The organism is Streptomyces araujoniae (genome assembly GCF_050871195.1).
GTDB classification, from domain to species: Bacteria; Actinomycetota; Actinomycetes; order Streptomycetales; family Streptomycetaceae; genus Streptomyces; species Streptomyces bacillaris.
On sequence record NZ_CP194070.1, the window covers coordinates 6,179,696 to 6,203,351 of the forward strand.

Below are 23,656 nucleotides of genomic sequence, written 5' to 3' on the forward strand. Positions count from 1 at the left end.
ATGCCCACGCCGGAGATCAACGCGATGATCTTCGCGTTGACCGGGGAGTTCCTCACCACGATCGACGAGGACCTGGCCGACCAGAGCCAGTACAACTTCACCGGCATGGCCCGCAAGATCGAGCAGCTCTCCGCGCTGATCGAGAAGTCGGTCCACGACATCGCCCAGGCGATGCCGGACGAACTGGCCGTCTCCTACAAGCAGGCGATGGGCACGCTCATCGACGACCAGGGCAAGAACTACCTCCTGGAGTTCACCAAGCAGCTCGACCAGATCGGCGCGGGCCGCCGCAAGACCGGCATGGACGTCATGGAGTCCAAGTGGCAGGTCATCGCCGAGATCGTCCGGCTGCTCATCGAGATCGCCATCTACCTCGCGCTGTCCTTCTTCACCGGCGGCGCCTCCGCCAGCCAGATCCTGATGGCGAAGCTGCGCAGCCGGTTCGTGCTCCTCACCCTGTTCAGCCACCTGATGAAGCGGCTCCATCTGATGCCGTCCCTCAGCGAGGCGCTGGCCGAGGCGTTCACCACCTTCGCCGTCCGGCTGGCCATGATGAACTTCGCCCCCGAGGGCCGCCGTCCGGACAGCATCGACTGGGGCGACATCGGCAAGGCGGCCGCGTTCGGCGCGGCGGCCGGGTTCTTCACCAGCGTCTTCGAGAACTGGGCGAAGAACATCGTGAAGAGCTACGACATGAACTTCCTGAAGGACGGACCCCCCTTCAAGGACCGGCCGGGACCCGGCCCCGACCTGAAGTTCGACACCCCGAACCCGAACCCGAGCCCGAACCCCAAGCCGGGCCCGGACACGCCCACCCCCGAGCCGAAGCCGAAGCCGACCCCCGAGCCGAAGCCGACCCCGGAGCCCACCCCGGGACCGAAGCCGGGCCCTGACCCGTCCGCCGGACCGGAACCGCGGCCGAAGCCCGGCCCCGAGCCGGACCCGGTGCCCGGCGGCGGCCCCCAGGACCGCCCCCGCCCCCGCCCCGACGTGGACAGCGACCTGCCCGCGTTCCTCCGCGACCGGCCGTTCACCTTCCGCTACGACCCGGCCGTCTGGCGCTCCAACCCGGACCTGTGGCGCAACTACCGCCTGCTGGAGAACAACGCCGACCGCCCCGGCGCGCTGGCCGGGCACTACGGACTGAAGGGCGTCCTCGACTTCGCCGCGGCCGGCGGCGGCGAGACGGTCGGCGAGATCCTGATCAAGGGCGCCTTCGAGGGCGACTTCTCCTCGAACTGGACCACGTTCGTCGGCGCCGGTGTCAGCAGCAAGGTCGAGGGCGGGCTCGCCGACATCGCGCTCAACACCGGCAACGAGCTCCGCACCGCCATCGAGAACCTGCGCAACCAGCCGCCCACCATCTCCGGCGGCGCGGCCACCGACACCCCCGCGCGGACCGGCGACGGCGACGGCTCCGGCCGCTCCGGCGACGGCCCGCCGCGTACGGAGTCCTCCGGCGGCGGCTTCGACGGCGACGGCCCGGGGGCACCCCGCCCCACCGGGCTCGACGAGTTCACCGGCTCCTCCCCGCGGCCCGTCGTGGCGGAGAGCCCGCCGCCCTACAGCCCGCAGGACCCCCCGGCGTACGTCCCGGTCGACCCGCCCGCATACACCCCGGGCACGCTGCCGGTGACCGCCGCCGAGAACGCGCTGTGGCAGCAGGTCCACCAGGGGCCGCCCGAGGTACGCGACCAGGCGCTGCGCGACCTCGCGGCCCTGCGCGGCGAACAGCCCCCGGGACCGGCCGAGATCGGCGTACGCGACGGCCTGCACGGCAACCTGTCCCAGCTGCCCGAGATACGGGTGGTCCCCACCGGCAACGGGCCCGCCGCCCTGATCGACGCCGACGAGGTGCGCCGGGTGCTGGAGAGCCTCGGCGCACCGGTGACCGTGAACCCGCCGGGTACGGGGGAGGGCACGCCTGCGCCGCTCCCCGGACCCGGTACGCCCACGGGCTCGGCCCCCGGCGGCGCGGACACCGTCGACCGTCCGGGCGGACCGTCCGGGACGGACCGTCCGGGTACGGCCCCCGGCGAGGGCGTCACGACCGGCCCGGGCGACGGGGCGCGGGACACCCCCGGTTCCGGCCAGGGACCGCAAGCGCGCGACACCACCGGCGAGGGCAGCACCTCCGGCGGGCGCGAGGCGGGCGGCGACGGCCCGGAGGTCCGTGACGGTACGGGGCCGGTGGCCTCGCCCGGCACCGGCACCGACGCGCCCCTGACCGTCATCGTCGCCGACAACCTGCCCCCCGCGGCCGAAGGATCGCCGGAGGCCGCCGCGCTGCTGGACGGCGCCGGGGTGGACCGGGCCGTGGTGCTCGGCCCGCCGGCCGGGGGCGACGCGGCGCTGCCCGAACGCGGTGCCGTCGAGCTGACCCGCGAGGGCCCCGGCGCCCCGGTGCAGGTCCGCCCGCTCACCGGACCGGAGTTCGCGGGGGGCCCGGACGCGCCGGTGGACACGGCGTTCCCCGGAGCGAACGTGCTGCTGCCGCTCGCCGACGCCCTGGGCGTACCGCCGGTCATGGCGGCGTCTCCGCCGCCGGGTGCCACGACCGCCGCTCCCGCCACCACGACCGGCGGACCGGCCTCGGCCACGCCGAACGCCACGACGCCGACCTCCGGCGCACCGAACTCCAGCACGTCACCGGCACCGCGTCCCGGTACGCCCGGCGGACCGGTCGGCACCCCCGGTTCCGTACAGCAGCCGTCCGGTGAGGGGAGGCCGGAGAACCCCGGCCCCGCCGAGCGCGGTCAGGACGATGCCGAGTCGCCCGCGGCGAAGGCCGGCGAGCCGGGCCCGACGGACCAGGGCGCCGTCGACGGGCCCGGCGCGGATTCCCGGCCGGCCGACGCCACCGGGACCACCACCGGCCCCGAGGAGGCCCCGGGCTCCCGGCCGATGGTGGTCACCACCAGCTCGGACCTCCCCACGGACACCGGCTTCCCGGCCACGGCATCGGGTCGTGAGTCCGGTGCCGACGTGAAGCCGCCGGTCACCTCGGATTCGGGTCCGGAGCCGCGGTCGGACGTCAAGCCTCCGGTGACGCCCGAGTCGGGTCCCGAGTCGCCGTCGGACGTCAAGTCGCCGTCGCCGTCCGGTCGGGAGCCCGGCGCCGACGTGAAGCCGCCCGTCATGTCCACGGCGGGTCCCGAGCCGTCCTCGGACGTGAAGCCCCCGGTGAGCCCCTCCGGCCGGGAGCCCGCCCCCGACGTGAAGCCGCCGGTCGTCACCGCCTCCACGGTCACCGCCGAAGGCCCCGCCGTCTCCAAACTGGCCGCCGACGCCCGGCCCTGGAGCGAGGCCGCCACCGAGGTGCACCTGGAGACCGGGCGGGAGGGCGGCACCGGCCCGGAGACGGGCGGCACTCCCGGCCGCACCGGCCCGGAGACCGGGACCACCCCGGGCGCCCTCGTCACCACCTCCACCACCCCGGCCACCCGTGGCGGGACCGTCCCGTCCCCCACCGCCGGGCCCTCCGTCACCACACTCGGCGGGAAGAGGGTCCCCTTCTCCGAGCTGCGGCGCCTCGTGGCGAGTACGGCGGTCACACCGCAACCCGGGTCCGCCGTACGGACGGTGACCATCTCGCAGAGCCCGGCCGAGGACGGTACGGTGCGGAGCGCCGGTCGCCGGTCGCTGCTCGGCCAGGACACCTTCCGGGGCGTACGCACCACCTCGGACGGGACCCCGGGGGCCGACGGGACCCCGCCCCCTCCCCGTACGGTCTTCACCGGCGCGCCGGCCCCGCTCCCCGGCTCCGGCACCGAGCGCGGTGCCGACTACTTCGTGGGCCACGGCACGCCCCGTACCGTCACCCTCGGGACGGACGACGCCGCGCATCCCACCGTCGAGGTCAGCGGTGTGCAGCTCGGTGAGGTGCTCAAGTCCTGGGCGCAGGACGGGGACCAGGACCGGCCGCTGGTGCTGTTCTCCTGCGAGACCGGGCAGCAGCCGAGGATCGCGGGACTGCCGGTCGCCCAGCACGTGGCGAACCGGACGGGGCGCCCGGTGTACGCGCCGACCACCGAGGCGGGCACCGCGAAGGACCGCGACGGCAACGTACGGGCGGTGCTCGGCGACGGCCCGGGCGGGCCCGGCCGGTGGCGGCTGTTCACCCCCGAGCCCTCCGGCTCCGCCCTGGACGACCTGGCGCGCGACGCCGGACTCCACACCGGTCCCGACCCGGCCGACGCGTTCGCCCGGGCCCGCACCCTCCAGCAGGTCCGTACGCTCCGGGAGGCGCTCGGCCCGGACGCCGAACAACTGCCCGGCAACCGGGAGGCGCTGGCCGCCCTCGCCCACGTGGACGGGGTGCGCTGGCGCGACCCGGGGACCGCGGCCCGGTACGGCGACGGCCGGATGACGCCGGAGCTGCTCGACCGCATGGTCGCGGACTGGAACGCGGCCAACGGCGACACCACGGCCGTCGACCCGGCCACCGGCCCCACCCCGGAGCAGTACACCGCGTTCCTGGAGGCGGCCGCCGCGCACCGGTCCGGTGCCACGCCCGACACCACCCTCGACAGCCTGCTGCCGCCCCCGCCCGCCCCGCCGCCCTCCCTCGCCCCGGACACCCCGGTCTCACGGTCCGACGTGTCCGGCCTCGCCTACGCCCGGTCCGCGCAGGTCGCCTGGTCGCTCTCCGACGCCCCGCTCCCCGTCTCTCAACTGGACCTGGGCCCCGAGGACTCCGCCGAGCTGGCCCGCCGTCTGGACCGTCCCGGGCCCGCCCCGGCGGACCGGCCGGAGAGCGTCGCCGAGGACGTGGACCTGTTCAGCGACGACAGCACGGCGCCGGCCTTCTCCGACACCGTCGACGTGGCCGGCGTCCCCTTCCGCAGGCTGCCCGCCCGGGCCGACGGGGACCACCTCTTCCGGGCGCTGCTCGACACCGCGCGCGCCACCACCGTGCCGCCCGCCTGGGCCGCGCGGAACGTCGCCGGACTCCGCAGCCTGCTCCGCGACCGGCTGACCGGCTCCGAACTGCTCGGCCCGGCCGCCGAGGCCATGCCGGACCCGGTGCTCGCCGTCGTCGACGACCTGCGGACGACCGCCCTGGCCGGTGTCTCGCACCCGGAGGCGCGGGAGCACATCGGGCGGCGCTGGGACCGCATCGCGCAGGAGGTCGTCACCGACGGGGACGGACGGCGGTGGCGGCGCATCCTCCGGGAGAGCGGCTACCCCCGGCTCGCGGAGGTGGCGCCCACGCCCGCCGACGCCCGGCGGATCGGCACCGGAGGGCTGGTCGTCGAGGCGGCCGGGGAACGGGACCTGTCGTCCTCGCCCTTCGCCGACGTCCTGCCGCTCACCCTGGCCCACACCCTCGGCGTCGAGCTGCGGCTCGTCGGACCGGACCCCACGTCGCCCGGGGACACCGTCATCTCCCCGCTCAACCCGGGCGGTGACGGCGGGGTGCTGCACCTGGCCTACGACGGCTCCGACCACTACGACGCCCTGGTCCCGGCCGCCGCCCTGCCCACCCCGACGACCACGCCCACGCCCACCCCGGCCCCCGTCCCGCCGCCGACCGCTCCGGCGACCCCGGACCCGGCCGGCTCGGACGTGTTCGGTGAGTGGCTGCGGAGCATGGGCGGCGTCACCGACCTGGACACCACGGCCCCGCCCGCACCGGACCGGGGCGACCCCGTCCCCCTGGAGACCCAGCTCGACCGGCACCGTCCGGCCCGGCTGCTCACCGGCGACGACGCCCGCCCGCCGGGCCCCGCCCCGCGGACCGTCACCTTCGACGACGGCAGCCGGCTGCCCGCCGTCCTGATCAGCCCCGACGCCGACCCGGACGACGGCGGCACCGGTCCCGGACCCGGCCGCCGGGGCACCGCCGATCCGCGGACCGGGCTGCTCAACGGCGTCGGCGTCCTCACCCTGCGCTCGCCCGAGCAGGTGGCCCAGCAGGTCTTCGACCAGCTGCCGGCGAAGCTCGGCACCCAGTTCGACCGGGCGGAGGTGGAGCGGCTGCTGAAGGACCAGCCCGGCGCGTTCACCGCCCCGCGCGGGGCCCGCTTCGTGGGCCGGGAGAAGTCCGGGGTCGGCCACGAGCTGATCGTCGAGGCCGTTCCGTACCACCGCTGGGAACGCTTCTCCGACGTCGGCGGGGCCACCGTCCGGGTGGACACCATGCGGCGCGGCCAGAGCGGATACGGCGGCGGGCGCAGCGTCGGCACCGGCCGCAGGATCGCCCTGGCGATCGGCATGGGCCCGCCGCTCAACTGGATGCTGAAGATCGGCGTCTCGCTGGGCTGGACGCGGAAGACCGACTACACCCAGGGCACCCAGGCGTACCACCAGAGCGAGTACCGGTCCGTCGACGGCTCCCACCTGCACCTGGACGACGTCCACTACCGGGTGCGCGTGGAGCGGGTCACCGAAGCCCCGAAGCCCCCCGGACCGGCCGCGCCCACCCCGGGCACCCCGCCCGCCACGGCACCCCGCTGGCAGCGCACCGAGGTGCACTCCGCGGAATTCGCCCTGCGCGACGGGCTGAGCTGGCGGCTGCCCGACGAGCTGACCGTGCCCTTCAAGGGCCCCGAGAGGGCCCCTCGGACCCTGACCTTCCCGGACGGCGCCGAGCCGCGGATCACCGACACGACCGCGCTCCACCTGACGGACCCGCCGGAGGACGTGGCGCTCGCCATCTCCGGTGCCAGGCCCGGCAGTTCGGCCCACCGCACGCTGGTCTCCTACGTCCGGCCGGGGCGGCTGCTCGGGCTCTTCGGCCGGTTCTCCGGACCGGTCAGCGGACCCGAGCTGACCCGGGGTGCCGGTCAGCACCCGCTGGGCCACCTGGTCGTCGAGCGGTCCGTCCCGCACCGGGCCACCCTGGTCACCGAGTCGGTCACGGCCGAGGTGCGCGACCTCACCCAGACCACGTACCAGAACCAGCGCGCCCACACCCGCGACACCCGCCTCGGGGTGCAGGTCACCGCCGGGCCCAACTCCACCGTCATCGGCCCCGAGACCGATGTGCGCATCCAGGGCGGCCCCATGGTCCGCGCGGACCTCAGCGCGGGCCGGGGGCACAACCTCGGCACCGACGCCGCCCGCAAGGTCACCGGCCGCGTCCGCAACCACCCGGTGGCGCTCTACCGGGTGGAGCGCACCCTGATGGTGCGGGGCGCCGGAGAGCCCGCCTCCGCGGCCCGGCCGGTCCGGGTGGTCAGCCTCGACTGGATCTCCACCCAGGACGCGCGCCGGCTCGCGGGCTGGGACAGCCGTACGCCGGGTGCCACCGGGCCGAACGCGGACGCCGAGCCGCCGGTGCCGTGGTACCTCACCCGGGAGGACCCGGTCCACCTGGGCGGCCAGGTCCGCGCCGAGGGCTTCGTCCCGGACCGGCGTCCCGCCCCGCCCGCCACGACCCCGGCCCCGGCCGCCACCCCGGCGCCGGCGCCCGTACCGCCGACCGCCCCGGCCACCGCCACGACCGCCCCGGCGCCCGCGACGGCCGTCACGCCCACGCCCACGCCCGCACCCGCTCCCGCGACGGCCGTCACGCCCGCTCCGGCGCCCGCCCCCACCCCCCAGGACCCGCTGAAGGCCTTCACCGACACGGTCCTGGACACGCTCCACCGCGCCTACCCCTCGCTCTTCGTCCCGCCCCTGATGATCCGTCACCCGCATCTGGCCAAGCTCTGGTACGGGGACGGGCGGATGCGCACCGCCCTGCACAACGACCGCCAGGTGCGGGAGGCGCTGAACCGGCCGACCCTCGCGCAGAGCCTGGACGACCTGACCACCACCGGGGTGCCGGTCACCCTCACCGAGGACGGCAAGGTGCGCCGGGGCCACTACACGCTCGTCCTGCGCGCCCGCCTCACCGACCGGCAGTTCGAGACCACCCTGAGCGAACGGTCGCTGCGCAACGCCGTCATCGGCACCGAGATCTCCGGCCAGGGGCAGCAGGAGTCGACCACGCTCTCCGGCGGCGCCGAGGTCGGCATCTCGCCCCGCGACCACGCCAAGGAGCCCACCAGCGGGCTGCCCCGCCAGACGGGCAACGTCGCCGTCGGCGCGCGCCACGCCAGGACCTTCGGCAAGGCCACCAAGAACACCGTGGCGGTCGCCCACGACCAGCTGACCTTCCAGAACGGCGCCGATCTCTACAGCTACCAGGTCGAGTTGGGCGCCACCTTCGAAGGCCACCGCCGCCCGCGCGGCTGGACCCGGCTGGTCTCGGTGGGGCTGCTGGGCGCGGGCGTCTTCGTCAGCAAGGTCGAGGAGCGCCCCCTCTTCGCCCGGGGCACCGAGACCGTCGGCCGGGTGGAGCTGGCCGTCCCCGCGGCCCACGGCTCCCCGCGCCACAGCCCCGCCGACACCCCGGCCACCGGCCCGACCCCGGCACCCGCCCCGGCCCCGACCCCGCTCTCCGCCACCGAGGCGGACCAACTCCTGGACGGCATCCGGCCGCTGCCCCGGACCACCGTGTCCGACCGCAACCTCGTGAACAAGCTGCTCAGCGCCCCGCACGTGGTGCTCAGCACCGAGGGCGGCGAGCAGCGCCAGCGGCTCGTCCAGGACACCGCCGACCGCGCGACCGGCTCCTCCTGGCACGTCAGCGCGCCCGGCACCCCGATCCGCACCGCCCTGCGCCGGGCCATGGCGGACCTCGGCATCGCCGGTCAACTGGGCCAGTACCTCGGCCCGTTCGGCTCCCGCATCACCGGACTCACCGGAGCGGGCCCCTTCTCGACCCACTACCTCAAGGCGGCGGTCCGGGGCGAACTCGGCAACCTGCGGGTGAAGAGCGACCCCAAGCCGGGCAGCCTCGAAGCCACCATCGGCAACGAACACCGCGTCGCGGGCACCTCCAGCAAGGGATCCCGGACCACCCTCGGCCTCCAGGGCGCCGACATGCCGTTGCAGCAGGCCCCCGGCGGTCCCGCCGTGGCCGGTTCGTACGCCACCGCCCTCCAGTACGCCTGGGGCAAGGGCCGCAGCGTCTCGCAGACCCTCACCCGCGGCCGCAACACCACCCTCAGCTACGCCGGCCGGATGTACCTGGTGGTCGCGGACGCCGCCGAGACCGTGGCCGTACGGGACCGCTGGACCGCCGCGATGGGGGCGGTCGGCACCCGGGCCGGGACCGGGATCAGCTCCGCCGCCGGGCGGATCTCCGAGGGGTTCGGGCGCGCCCTCGCCCCGCGCCGGGCCGCGGCCGCCCTCCAGCGCATCCGCGACGCGGTGATGTTCCACCTGCCGATGCAGGACGCCATCGAGGCCGGGCTCGCCCCCGACGGGCTCGGGAACACGACCCCGGACAACCTCGGCGGCCGCTACCGGCTGCCCCCGTTCCTGAGCCGCCGCCACTTCCCCTCCCACCCCAGCGGGCAGCTGGACGCGAGCCGCGCGGCCCAGCAGCTGACGGGGCAGCTGGAGCGGAGGGGCGTGCCCTCGCACGACCGGGAGCAGGTCCTCCAGCGCCTCTCCCCGGACTTCCTCCGCTCCCATGTGCACGAGCTGACCACCGACGGGATGACCCTGCCGGTCCGCTACCGCACCTGGTCCAGCCCGCACCGCCTGCCGGTCGGCGGGAGTCCCGGGCAGCTGAGGCTGACCCTGACGCCGGTCACCACCACCGTGGAGCGGCTGCGCACCGGTTACGAGCTGGAGGACTACCGCACCACCGCACGCGACGACGTCGGCGGCCGGACCCAGGACCGGGGCGGCGACGTGACGCTCAGCGCGAGCCAGCGCTCACCGGGTGACGGGCCCCTGGCGGCCAACCCGTCCCTCCAGGGCACCGCGGCCAAGCAGCGGTCCGGCAACGTGACCGAGGCGACGGGCAGCACCTCGATGCCGAACATCGCCACCACCCAGGCGCACGCCGAGATCGTTACCACGTACATCCTGACGGCCACCCTGGAGGACGCGTCCGGCCGTCCGCTCGACCCCGCCGTCACGGCCCCCGTCGGCAGCCTCAACGAGATCCTCCCGGCCAGCCTCCTCACCCCGGAGGGCGACGGGAAGGACGGCGCGCTCACCGAGCAGGATGTACCCGAACCCCCGCACACAGTAAGGATCCTGACTGCTGATCAGGCCCGCCCGGAGGCCGTCGCCCGGTGGCGGACCACGGACGGGGAGACCGGCGCGACCGACCCGGACATCCTGACCTTCGACGACGCGATCGGCTCCGGCATCCTCGCCGTGGACATCGTCGGCTCCGGCAACGTGCGGGACGCCCTCACCCTCGCCACCGCACGGGCCGACGGCTTCCCGGGCGACGCGGACCTCGGCAAGCGCCACACGGGCGCCACGCTCACCGAACGCGTACGGATGGCCCGGCACACCCCGCTCACCGCGCTCGGCACCGCCCCTGCCCAGGCCCAGCAGGAGGCCACCTCCCAGGTCGGCCTGACGGCGGGCTTCCGCGAGGCGCTGGGCCCCGACGGCTCCCCGCTGCCCGCCCAGTCCTCCGCCCGCCTGCTCGGCCAGTCCCACACCGCCGACTCCCGCCTCTTCGCCAAGATGCACCGCACCGGCGCCCGGCTGCTCGCCGTGGAGAACAAGCCGCGCATGGAGGCCATGCAGCGGCGCAAGACCGGTGACGCGCTGGAGGCGGGCATCGCCGACAACACCGAGGGCGCGGTCGGTACGTCGCCCCTGGCGGGCACCAGCAACGCGGGCGTGATCAATCCCGGGGTCTCGGCGCCGATCGGTGGAGCCAACGACTCCACCGCGCTCAAGGGCGCCACCGACACCACCCTCGGCACCCACGTCAAGGTCGTCACCGACCGCAGCATGCTCTTCGCGGTTCCCGTCAGCTGGCTGTCGGTGGCCGAGGTCGACCACCGGGTCACCGACTCCCGCCCGATGCAGGCGCTCGGCAAGCCCCGGCGCGGCCCGCGCGCCGTCGAGGCCGAGACCACGGCGCTGGTGTGGCTGCGCGAGGACATCGCCCGCGACCACGGCCTCCTCGACGAAACCACCTTCCCCGAGGAGGCCCGCACGGCCTGGGACGACCAGGCCAAGGCGGCGGCCGACCTCGCCGCCGCCGAGAAGAGCTACTACGACGTCCGCGCCAAGGCCCGGGAGGCCTGGCTCGACCTGAGCGACGACCAGCGCACCGCGCTCGGCGACGACGGCCGGGCGACGGTCCTGCCCCGGCCCCTCGCCGAGTCTCCGGCCGTCACCGCCTGGCAGGCGGCCCGCGACGAGGTGCGCCGCCGCCAGGGCAACCTGGACACCGCGGCCAAGGAGCACCACCGCCTCCACCTCGCCGCCGCCCGCCTCACCGCCCACCACCAGGGCTCGACCTCGGTCCCGGTGAAGGACGCGCCGCAGACGTACACGACGCCGGACTGGCGCTCCGAGGCCCCGGAGCCGTACAAGGTGACCGACGCCACCGGCACCGACCCGCGCACCCTCACCTCGCCGGACGGCCGTACGGTGCACCGGGTGCACGAAGTCCCGCACGACGGGGCCTCGTTCTTCCACTCACTGCTCGCCACTGCCCAGGACGGGGGGCAGCTGCCCCGCCTGCTGGGCCCGGACCTCGCCGACCGGTTCACCGCCGCCCCCGGCGACCCGGCGGTCACCGCCGAGGCCGTCGAGGCCGCGCGCAACCGGCTCGCCTGGGCCTTGGGCGACAACGGCAACGAGGACCTGCTGGACGGTCTGGCCCTGGATGTGGCGGACACCTTCACCCAGGCCGAACTGGACTTCGCGGACATTGATCTGACGGATGCTCAGCAGAGCGAGTTCGACGCGTTCGGGCGGCTTCCGCAGACCGTCTGGCCCAGCCCCGAGCAGCGGGTGGCGCTGGCGATGGCGGCCCTGTCCCGCCCGTTCGCGCCCGAGCCCGTGGCGGATCCGGCCGACGGCTCCCCGGCCGACGGGTCCGCGGCCCCGCCCGTGCGCCGGGCGGGCGACCACGGAGGCGCCGACCTGCTGCCCGCGCTCGCGGCCCGGGTCCTGGGCGCCCCGGTGACCGTCGTCACGGGCGAGGGGCGGCCGCAGACGTTCCTCCCGCACGGTGCCGACCCGGCGACGGCCGACCCGGCGTCCGGCCCGGTGCTGTTCGCCGCCGACGGCTTCTTCTCCGCCGCCCTCACCCCCGGCGCCACCCCGCCGGTCACCACCGCGCTGCCCGCCCCGCCGGCCACCGGGACGACGGAGACGACTTCCGGGACGACAGGCGAGGGCACGACGGGCACGACCACCGGGACGACGGGCACCACCACCGGGACGACGGGCACGACCGCCGCCGCCACGACCGGTACGTCCCCGGCCCCCGGCACCACGGAGGCCACCCCGAAGCCGCCCGCCCGCCGCACCCACACGACCCCGCCCTGGCTGCCGCCCGCCGACGCCACCGGCCCCCGCCACAGCCTGGACCGCGACGGAGTCCTCACCGCCCCCGACGGAGCCACGTACACCCAGGGCACCCCGTCCGGGCGGGGCAACGGCTTCTTCGGCGCACTGTCCTCGGCGCTGCGCGACGCGGCCGGGCGGCCGGAGCTGGGCAGGAGCGAGGCGGTGCGCCTCCGCAACCGTGCCGACCTGCCCCCCGCGCAGCTGATGCGCCTCAACGGGCTTCCCGGCGCCCGGGCGGACCACGACGCGCTGTTCTCGCCCCCGCCGCCGAAGCTCCGGCCGGGCGCCCCCGCGCCGAGCCGGGAAGCCCTCGACAGCAATCTGCGCCGCCACCTCTCCCAGGCCCCCTGGGGTCCGGAAGCCGACCGTACGGTGGCCGAGTGGGCGGCCGCGGCGACCGGCACCACCGTGGTCCTGGTCGAGGAGAACGGGACCACCCACACCTATCCCGGCCCCGCCTCCGCCGCCCCCGTCCTCCGACTGCGCCGGCGCGGCGGCGACTTCGTACCGCTGCTCCCGCGTACGCCCGCCCCGGCCCCGGTGCCGGTCCCGGCTCCGGTCCCGGCTCCCGTACCTGCGACGCCGCCGGCCGGGACGTCCTCCGGACCGGAGACGGAGAGGACGGCCGAGGAGCCCGCCGCTCCGGCCCTGCCCACGCCTCCGGAGGGGGCCGTGGTGGCCGAGACGCCGCTTCCGCCGCCCCCGGCCGACGGCGACCGCCCCGGCCCGGAGGGCGAGGAGGAGGCGTACGAACTCAGCACCCTGTCCGGCGCGGGCCCCCGGCCGCACGGACCCACCGGCCCCGGTGCGGAGGCCGGGACAGAGGCCGATCGGGACACCGATTCCGATTCCGAGGACGATTCCAGCTCCGATTCCGAGGACGAGGACGCCACCCCGCCCTGGGCCGATCCCACGTGGCTGTCCACCGTGTTCGGGCCCCAGTGGCACAGGGCGCCGCGCGTCCGCCTCCAGGAGACCTCCGAGGCCCTGTACGCCCTGGTCGAGGAAGCGGCGGGCACCCGTCCGCCGGGTGCCGGGCTGGCCGACCTCACCCGGCAGGTCCTGCACCTGCCCGCCGGTGCCCGGGTGACCGGGACCGGCCAGGACGTACGGGACCTGGGGGCACTGGCCCTGGAGGCCTCGTCGGACGACCTGGCGAGCGCCGAGGACCTCGCCCTGTACTTCGTCGACCGGCAGATCGAGACCCGGCGGGACGCCCTCGCCGAGGAGACCCTGCTGCGCGGCCAGGACGGCACCCCGGCGGGCCGGGACCTCACGGGGGAGGGCCGGGGGATGCCGGACCCCGGGGCCTATCTCGCCGAGCGATCCGGCCGGGCGGTGGAGCGGCCCGCGCCGTGGCGCAACCCGTACCTGTTCGTGGGGACGGCCGCCGAGGGCGGCGGCGTCGAGATCGTCACGCCGTGGCGCACCTTCGTGGTCCAGGACCCGGTGGAGATGGCCCGGATCATCTCGTACGACTCGCGGCGGCCGCGCGGCGCGGACATCGTCCTGGCCCTGCCCCCGGCGTTCGCCGCCCGTGTCGCCGATCTCGTCGTGGGGACGACGGGCCGCCCGGCCTGGTACCCGCAGGGGCCGGCGGAGGTCCTCACCCACCCCACCACGGGCGAGCCGCACCTCGTCGTGCACCGGGCGGCCGGGGAGACCGGTCCGGACTGGGCCGCGCCTTCCTCGACGGCGGAGCCCGGCCTGCCCGGCGCCCGTGACCTCAGCAGCGACAGCGACGACGGCGGAGACGACAGCGGCAGCGAGTACGGCAGCGACGGCGCCTCCACCAGCGACGGCGACGCGGAGTTCGACCGGCTGGCCGACCAGGCCCAGTTCGAGCACCGGATCGACGCCCTGCGACCCCGCCCCCTGGTCACCCGCGACTACGAGGTCCTCGACGCCGGCGGCACCGGAGTGCTGCTCACCGAGCCCGGCCCCCGGACCGTCGAGGAGGTCCGGGCGGCGGACGGGACCGAGGGGCCCGCGCTGGTCCTGCCGGCCGAGCCCGAGACCACCGTTCCCGCCACCGGCCGGCCGCCGCTGCACATCTCCGCCGACCGCACGGTCGCGCTGCACGCCCCCGTCGACGGCACCACGGGCCGGGGGCGGCAGATGTTCGCCACCCGGGCGGCGATCGAGCGCTCCTCGGCCCGGCTGGCCGCCGCCGGGGCCGGTGTCCGGCTGGAGGCCGACACCTCGGTGCGGGTGGTCCTCAGGCGGGAGGACGGCACGCCCGGCGAGCCGCTGTTCCGGGTGGAGCCCCGGTTCCTCAACCCGTCCAACACCTCCGAGCACGCCTTCACCCGCGACTTCGCCCGGGCGGTCGCCGGGACGGACGGTGCGCCGCTCTCGCACCTCGCCTTCCGCACCCCGGACGGCACCGTCGCCACGGCCCCGGCCAACGCCCTGCACAGCCGCGAGGTCACCGGCACCCACCACCTGGCCCACGCGCTGACCGCCGTCGCCCACGGCGCCCTCCCCGAGGGAGGCGTCACCCCCGACTGGGCCGCCCGGCAGGCGGGCCGGGACCCGCGCTTCACCGGCGGGGTCGTCGGCGCGCCCACCCCGGGCGAGGCGTACGGCCGCGCCCTGAGCCACACCCAGGACAACGCGCGGCGCGAGCCGCTCACCCGGGCCGCCGCCCGTGCCGGGGTCAACGAGCACGCCTGGGCCGAGGTGGGCGAGGGCTATCTGATCCAGTCGGTGAGCACGACCGCCGACGGCGGAGCCCAGCTGTTCACCCACAACCACGCCAAGCCCGGTGACCCGGTCGGCCCGCACGCCCCCTACCACTTCGCCCAGGTCCTGCTGGCCAGCGAGGACGGCACCCACCAGATCACCCTGGAGAACGAGAACCACACCCGCGCCGAGATCACCGCGGACCAGCTCGACGCGATCGTCGAGGACAACCTCGACCGCCATGACGTGGACCAGCTCCTCGATCTGGCACAGGAGATGAGCCGGCGCGCCGAGACCGCCCGGAGCGACGGGACCGACCCGGCGGAGGCCGCCCGGCTGGAGTCCCTGGCCCGGGCCGCCCTCGCCCTGGTCGCCGTCCACGAGGCCGAGCACGTGCGGTGGCACTACACCGAGGACCGCCCCGAACACGCCCTGGCCCAGGGCGAGGTTGACCGGGCCCGCAGCCGCGCCAGGGACGCCGTGCTCGCCGCCTCGTCCGTCCGGCCGGTCAAGGACCAGTGGTTCCTCCGGGCCTACAGCAAGCGCCCCGGCGAGTCCGCCCACGCCGTCAACGCGGCCCTGCTGACGGACCGTTCGCCCGCCGTCGCCAACCCGCTGACCACCGTCGCCCTGCACGGCCACACCCTGCGACCCGACCAGCGGACCATCCGCTTCGCCGAGCAGCAGCACACCCTCCCGGAGAGCGCCGACCCGGTCCTGGACGCCCTCGCCCTGCAACTGGCCCGTACGGGTCTGTGGAACAGTGCCAACGGCCTGCCGCTGCCCGACGTCACCGTCACCGGACACGGCAACCGCTCCCGGAGCAGCGGCCGCAAGCGGGCAGAGGCGGTCGGCAGGGCTCTGGGGGACCGGCTGGGGGCCCTGCTCCGGACGTTCCAGCAGGGCGCCCCCGGCCGGCACGTCACGCTCTCCGACTTCACGCTCACCCTGGAGGCCAGCCGGGTCCGCCGCGCCACCGACCCGGACCTCGGGCGGGTGGTGAGCGTCGACATCGACGACCACCGGCAGCCCGCACCGCCGGTACCGGCCCGCCCCGCTCCCGCGGGCACCCCGCCCGCCACCGACCCCCCGGCCCCCCGCCCCGCCACGCCTCCGGCGGCCACCGGCGGCCCCGCCACCCTCACGGGCCCGCCCGCCCGGCCCGCCTCCGGTGCCGCCCCCACGACCGCCTCCGGCACCCCGCGCCCCGGGCGCCGGTCCGGGACGCCCAGCCCCGACCGCGGGGCCCCGGTCCCCGCCTGGGTCCGGGCCCGCATCCGGTACGCCGAGGAGGCCGCCGCCTTCGAGCAGCGGCTGGCCGACCACCTCGCCGAACACGAGGCGGTGACCGAGCAGTTCCGCGTGATGGCGCGCGCCGCCTGGGAGCGGGCGCGGCTCCAGTACCCGCGCGCCCTCGCCACCTTCGGCAGCGACAACCCGAGCCTGCCCGGCTCCGTCGGCACCACCAGGCCCGCCCTCCAGCAGGTGCTGCGCACCGGCAACCTGCGGGAGCTGGTGACCTTCCTCTTCCAGGGCATCTCCAGCGATCTGGTGCCGGAGCTGCTGGGCGGCCGGGAGGACCCCGATCCGCAGATCGAGGCGGAGCGGCCCAGCCGCCGCCAGGCCGAGGGGCGCACCGAACTGGAGCGGCTGGCCGAGCGGTTGAGGCTGGACGACACTCTCACCACGGCCGAGAAGCAGGCCGCCCTGGCCCGCGCGACCGCCGAACACACGCTGTCCACGGACCCCGACGACGTCCACCCGCCCCTGAGCCGCGCCGAACGGGCCCTGGCGGTCAACGAGTTCGGGCTCACCTGGATGCCCGCCTCGTCCGTCTACGACCTCGCCATGGACTCCGCCTTCCAGGGCACCTCCGAGGACACCGGAGGCCTGGTCCTGACCGGCACGGCGGGCTCGACCTACCGCTTCCTCGTCCACGCCGCCCGGATGCGCGACCAGTGGGGCATCGACCTGGACCTCGGACTGATCCGGGCCGGGATGCTCGCCATGTCGCTCTCGGCGGGCCACCACTCCTTCCACGAGGTGATGCGCGGGGCCCAGCTGGCGCTGGACACCCTGCCCGGCCACGACCCGGCGCTCGACTACCAGGACAACTGGGGCCGTTACTGGAACGTCTACCCCCTCACCGAACAGGAGCTGCGCAGCCACGTCGCCCGCGACGGGCGCTTCCCCGACGAACACGCCCAGGAGGTACGGGACGAGAACGGCCCGGAGGTACGGGAGCACCCGCCCCTGCCCGCACCTCCCGCCGCCGACCCCACCCCGCCCGCACCCCGGACGGAGCAGCCCCCCGCGCTCAACTCCGCCCCGCCCGGCCCCCGTACGGAGCCGTCCGCCACGCTCACGGAGCCGTCCGTCACGCTCACGGAGCTGGCCGACCGGCTGCCGGAGCTGCCCGCCGCCGAGCGCACGGCGCGCCTCGCGCTCCTGACACCGGCCGAGCGCGAGCAACTGGCCGCGCTGCCGGGCCTGGCGGCGTCCCTGCGCCCGAGGCTGAGCGACCGCGAGTTCGCCGACACCGTCGCCCAGCTGGTCGTCCAGGTGGCCCCCGGCGTCGACCGGCCGGTCTCCGCCGGACACGAGGCACGGACCCGGATCGCGGCCATGCTGCGCGACCCCGCCGTCGCCGCCCGGCTGCTGGAGCAGGGCGCCAGGGTCCTGGTCGTCCCCAAGGACGAGGCCCTGACCGCACTCGGCCCCTTCCGCGACCTCGCGGGCCGCGAACTCCCCGCGACCGGGCGAACCTGGGACACCGTACGGGGCGTGGGGCGGCTCAACACCGGTGTCACCGAGGAGAACCTGCTCGGCGAGACCCCCGGCGTACCCGGTGCGAGCAGCTACGCCGACGGATACTCCACCACCACCCACGAGTTCGCCCACGCCATCCACCGGTACGGGCTCGGCGAAGCCGACCGCCGGACGATCACCGACGCCTACCATGCCAAGCTCCACCCCTCGGACGGCCGGGACCCGGCGGACGTGGCGTGGCCCGACGGCCCCCGCCGCAGCGCCCGGGACGGGCGGCCCGCCGACAACTACTCCTCCACCGACGAGTTCGAGTACTTCGCCCAGGCCGTCAACGCCTACCTGGGCACCAACTCCGGACGCGACCCGCTCACCGGCCACCCCCGCAACAACGGCCCCGCCTGGGTGCGGGAGAACGAACCCGACCTGCTGCCCCTCCTGGAACGGCTCTTCGGGACCACCCCCGAGCAGGACGGCCCCGGCCCGGCCAACCCGGTCGAGGCCACCCGCGCCGAGAACGAGATGTACGAAGGGTTCCGCGCGATGTGGGACCGGGCGGAGGGCGTCCACCGCGCCCAGCCGCACCCTCCCGTGCCCGCACCGCCCCAGGGCCCCGCCACCCCTGCCCCGCACCCGGTCACCGACGCGGACGCCGGTACCCCGCTGCCCCCGCCGCCCACCGACCCCCGCGGCGGCTGGGCCGAGTTCCCCGAAGGCCTGACCGACGAGCTGGACCGGCTCCTCGCCGGCAACGCCGAGGCCGAGGCCCTGTCCCGCTTCCGGTTCACCGACGAGAGCGACAGCGACAGCGAGAGCGCCGACAGCGACCCGGCGGACGACCCGCGGAACTGGGCCGGGCTGCTCTTCGGCCCGGCCGCCCGCGCGGAGTACGAGACGGAGGCGCTGCTCGACACCGCCCGCGCCGTGCGCGACCTCGCCCACCGCGACACCCCGGCCGACGCGGTCGCGACCGACGTCCTGGCAGGCCTCCGCGAGCTGACCCGGCAGGTCCTCGGCCTGGGCGACCAGGACCCGGTCGGGGCCCGGGACCTGATGCTGCTGGGCTCCCTGGCGCTCAGCGCCCCCCTCGACGCGCTGACCGACCCGGACACGCTGACGGACCTCCTGACGTACCAGGACGCCGCCCTCGACGACCGGACCAGGATCGACACCGACGGAACCACCGGACGCGACTGGACCGGCACCGGCGGACAGACGCCCCCGCTCGACAGCTACGCCGTCCAGGACGCGGACGGCACGTTCACCGTCTGGCCCAGCCCCTGGACCGACTCCTACGTCGTCCTGGCCCAGTCCACCGGGACCGCCGTCCACCTGCACACCCCGGACGGCACGCTGCGGATCGACGACACCGCCGAGCTGGCCCGGCTCATCGCCCGCGACCCGCACCGGACCCCCGGCGACGACATCGTCCTGGCCTTCGCCCACGGCGACATCGAGACGGTCGCCAACCAGGTGGCGGACCTCACCGGCAGCCGGGTCTGGTACTCCGAGCAGGACCTGAAGGTGGCCACCGACTGGCGCAGCGGAGCCGAGCGCCTCATGACCGGCCCGGCCCCCGGCGGCGGGGCACACACCTGGACGTCGCTGCGGCCGGGACAGGACCCCGTGCCCGGCGGACGGGCCACCGGCGCTCCCGCGGCGGACCCGCGAACCTCGGACGGGACCGTCCCGGACACGACCGCCTCCGACATCGACGCCCGCCGCCCCCACCAGCTGACCACGCGTGAGTACGGCTTCGTGGACGGCCACGGGGACGGCGAACTGTTCCGCAACCCCGGCGACCTGGAGAACACCCCGACCGCCCCCCGGTCCCTCGCCGCGGACCCCGACGCGCCCAGCCTCCTGCTCGCCACCCAGACCTGGGACGTGGAGCGGGCGGACGGCCACCCGGCCGTCCGGATCTCCGCCGACCGCACGCTCGCCGTCCAGAACGAGTACGGCAGCCAGCAGGTCTACGCCACGCGGAAGGCCGTGGACGACTCCAACGTCAAGCTGACCCGCGCGGGGCTGGCGGTCCGGCTGGGGATCGACGCGGAGCGGAGCATCGTGCTCCCCACCCCGGACGGGGGCGGCAACCGGCTGTTCCGGGTGACCCCGGTCTTCACCAACCGGGCCGGTGAATCCACCGAAGAGGTCTGCCGGGACTTCGCCATCATGCTCGCGGGCGACGGCCGCGCCTCCCACCTGGTCTTCCGGGATCCGGCGGGCGGATCCACGGTCACCGCGCCCGCCAACGCCTCCGACGGGGCCGAGGTCACCGGCACGCACCACCTGGCCGAGGCGCTCGGCGAGGTCGCCGACGGCATCCATCGGCCCGGCTCCGCCGACCCCGACTGGGCCGCCGCACTCGTGCGCCGCGACGACCGGCCCACCGGAGGGGACGGCACCGGACCGCTGCCCGCCGCCGCGTACGGCAGCGCGCTCAGCCTGGAGCGGCCCCACGACCCCCGGCGCATCGCCCTGACGGAGGCCGCCCGCAGGATCGGCGTCAACGAGTTCGCCTGGGCCGACGTCGGCGAGGGCTACCTCGTCCAGTCCGTCGCGGCGCCCGGCGAGGACGGCCCGAGCCTGGAGACCAACTACGCCAAGCCCTCGACGGAGTCCGACGAGTCCTACTTCGGCTACCACTTCATCACCGTCGTCCTCGCCAGCGAGGACGGCACCCACCAGGTCTCCCTGGAGAACCACGCCCGCGCCGCCGCCCGCGAGGAGCGGCTGCGCGACCTGGTGCGCGCCAACATCGAGGCCGCCGGCCTGGACGGCCTGCGCGGCCGGGCCGACGCCCTGCGCCGGGAGCTGGCCAGGCTGGAGGGCAGCGGTGACGACGGGGCCATCAAGGAGGTACGCGGCCACCTCGACCTGACGATCCTTCTGACCCGGGCGACGCTGGCCCGGCAGGAGGTGCTGGCCACCTCGCCCGGCTCACCCGAACGGGCGGCGGCGCAGCGCTCGTTCAAGGGCGTCGTCACCGCCGCCTCCCGGCACCTGGAACGCCTGGAGTCGACCGTCCCCGGCAAGCGGCTCTGGTACATGCGGATGTTCACCCGTCGCCCCGGCGAATCGGCCCACGACGTCAACGCCAGCCTTCTGGAGGAAGGCGCGGCCGAGGCCAACCCGCTCACCGTGGTCGTCCTGCACGGCCAGGAGGAGCGGACGCAGACCCTGTACTTCGAGCCCGGCGCCGAGCGGACGCCCGACAGCGCGCTCAACGCGATCCGCCACGTCGCCGCCCGGGTCGCCCGGACCGGACTGTGGAACACCGCCAACCACCTGCCGCTGCCGCAGGTCCACCTGGTCGGCGGCCGGACCTCCCGGCTGGGCCGCGACGTCGGCCGGGCCCGCGCCGGCAACGTCGCCGCCACCTTCCGGCAGGAGCTGGCCGCCGCGCTCCGGACCCTCCAGGACGGCACCCCCGGACCGCACCTGACCGCCGACCTCTTCGCCGTCGAGGCCGCGTCCGAACGCGTCGAGAAGACCGACCCCCGGGCCGAGACCGTGGAACTCACCGTCGACGACGGGCGCGGCGGTCCCCGGAAGGTCGCCCTCCGCGGCCTGCGCGGCGGTTCCCCCGACGACGGCCGCGACCCCCTGGCCGAACAGTGGCCGATCGGTCGGCCGGTCACCCTGATGCGCCCCCGCTTCGGCGGCCTGCCCCCGGCCCCGGCCCTTCCGCCGACCGGGACGACCGACGACGGCCCGTCGGCCGGCATGTCCGACGACGCCCCGGCCGGCGGGAAGGGCAAGGCCCCCGAACCGCGCCCGAGCCGCTGGTTCTCCTACACCCGCACCACCGAGTCCCGGGCGGAGCCGCTGCGTTACGAGGTCGCCGACACCGGCCACCTGCGGCTGCCCGACGGGCAGGAGATCCCGCCCACCGGCTGGACGAGGTTCGGCGACGACTTCGTCCACCCCGGGACCGGAGCGCTGCTGCGCGGCGACAGCGGCTGGCTCGGCCGGGTGGCCAACCTCGACACCCTCGTACCGGCACTCACCGCACTCGACCCGGACGCCGCCCCGTACCGGATCACGGCCGACCCCTCGTCCCTGCACCTGATCCCGGAGTACGGCGTCCCGGAGTACGGCGACGGCACCGCGCTGCGCATCCCGCTCACCCAGGAGCCGGCCGCCGGCCCGCCCGGTGCGCCGACGGAACCCGCCGCCCCTCCCGCCGACGCGGAGAAGGCCGACGCGGAGACGGCCAAGGCGGAGAAGGCCGACGCGGAGACCGCCGACGCATGGGCCGCCCACGACCGCGCGCGGAGCGCGCTCGCCGCGGCTGCCCACGCCTCCGGGCCGGAGGGCCGGACCGGCACCGGGCCCGAAGCCGAGGCCGCGCGGCGGCAGATGGAGCGGGCCGAGGAGCGGCTGTGGGCGCTCGGAGTGCCTCCGGAGGCGCTGGCCGACGCCCGGACCACCGAGGTGCCCGCCCTTGCGGTGAGCGCGTCGGACCACACGCCCGGTGAACTGGCCCTTGCGTCGGGCGAATCGGCGTCCTCGCCGGGCGAATCCGCCTTCTCGCCCGGTGAACCGGCCCCCGGCCTGGGCGAATCGGACCTCACGGCGGGCCAACTGCCTCCGACGCCAGGCGAACCGGCCCCCGCAGTCCCCCTGGACGCCGAGCTGCGGCGATGGCTCGCGGACCGGCTCACCGAGGCCGACCTGCCGCCCGCACCGGAGGACCCGGACGGCGGGGAGACGGTGACCACGGCCGACCTGCGCGCGGCGGGCATCACCCTCTCCCCGGGACTGCACGCCGAGATGGCCCTCCTCGGTGACCGGCTTCCCGCAAGCAGGCTCGGCGCGCCGGACCTCGGGCGGGTACGGCTCACCCGCCCCGGCGACACCGACGGGACGGCGCACGCGCTCGCCGCCGCGGTGACGCGCCGGCTCTGGGACGCGGCCTACGCCGAGGTCGGGGACGCAGCCCCCGAGGGCCGGGACGAGACGGAGACCGCCCGCGCCTGGTCGGCCGCCGTCGCCCTGGTGCTGCCGCCCCAGCCGCACCCGGTCCTCGCCGACGCCCGGTACGCGGGGGACGGCTTCCGTGACGCGGTGCGCCGGGTCGCCGGCCATCTGCTGGGGGCGGAGCCGGGCAGCGGGGACGTACGGGCGTCCGCCGCCGAGCTGGCCGACTCCCTGCGGACGGAACTCGGCCTGGCCCCGCGCTGGACCGTGGCGGCGGACGGCCCCACGTCCGCACAGGAGCCTCCCGCGCTCCAGTCCGGGCGCGGGGGAGACCTCCCCGACCTGGACATGCCGGACCGGGAACCGGCCGACGCCCATGGCCGGTCCGCCGACTCCGACCCCGACCTCGGCTTGGGCACGGCCATGGACCTGGACGGGGAGCCGGGCACGGGCCAGGTGACGGGCTCCGGTACGGGCATGGACCTCGGTACGGGCATGGACCTGGATCTGGACCTGGGAGGCCTCGACCTCACCGTCGGCTTCCCCTCCGCCCTGGACAGCCTCGATCTCGAAGCCCTGGGGGACTTGGGCGACCTGGGGGACCTGACCGCCTTGGGCGACCTGGGTGATCTCTCCGGCTTCGGCACCGGCTTCGACGCCGACCCCGGCTTCGGCCTCGGCTTCGATCCCGGCTTCGGCCAGCCCGCCACCGACCAGCCCGGAGCGGGCCCCTCCGTCCCCGTCCCGGTCGGCCCCGGCACGTCCGGCGGGCAGCCGGTGTACGCCGTGCCCGCCGCCCCGCCCGCCCGGCCGCTCACCACACTGCCGCCGCTCACCCTCGTACCCTTCGAGCCCGGCGCCACCGCCCCCGCCGACGGCTCCGCGCGCACCATCGAGCGGCTGGCCCACCGGGTCGCCCGGACCGCGCTGCGCAACCGGCGCA

The 23,656-nt window shown here is 76.2% G+C and carries 1 protein-coding gene (only partly in view); it reads left to right on the forward strand.

Annotated elements, in window-relative coordinates; genetic code table 11:
- Window positions 1-23,656, forward strand: partial view of a lonely Cys domain-containing protein gene (locus ACQ9ZG_RS26635; RefSeq protein ID WP_499281639.1) — the 5' portion only. 7,613 nt of this gene lie beyond the right edge of the window; only the first 23,656 of its 31,269 coding nucleotides appear in the window; the start codon lies at window positions 1-3; its stop codon lies off the right edge, out of view.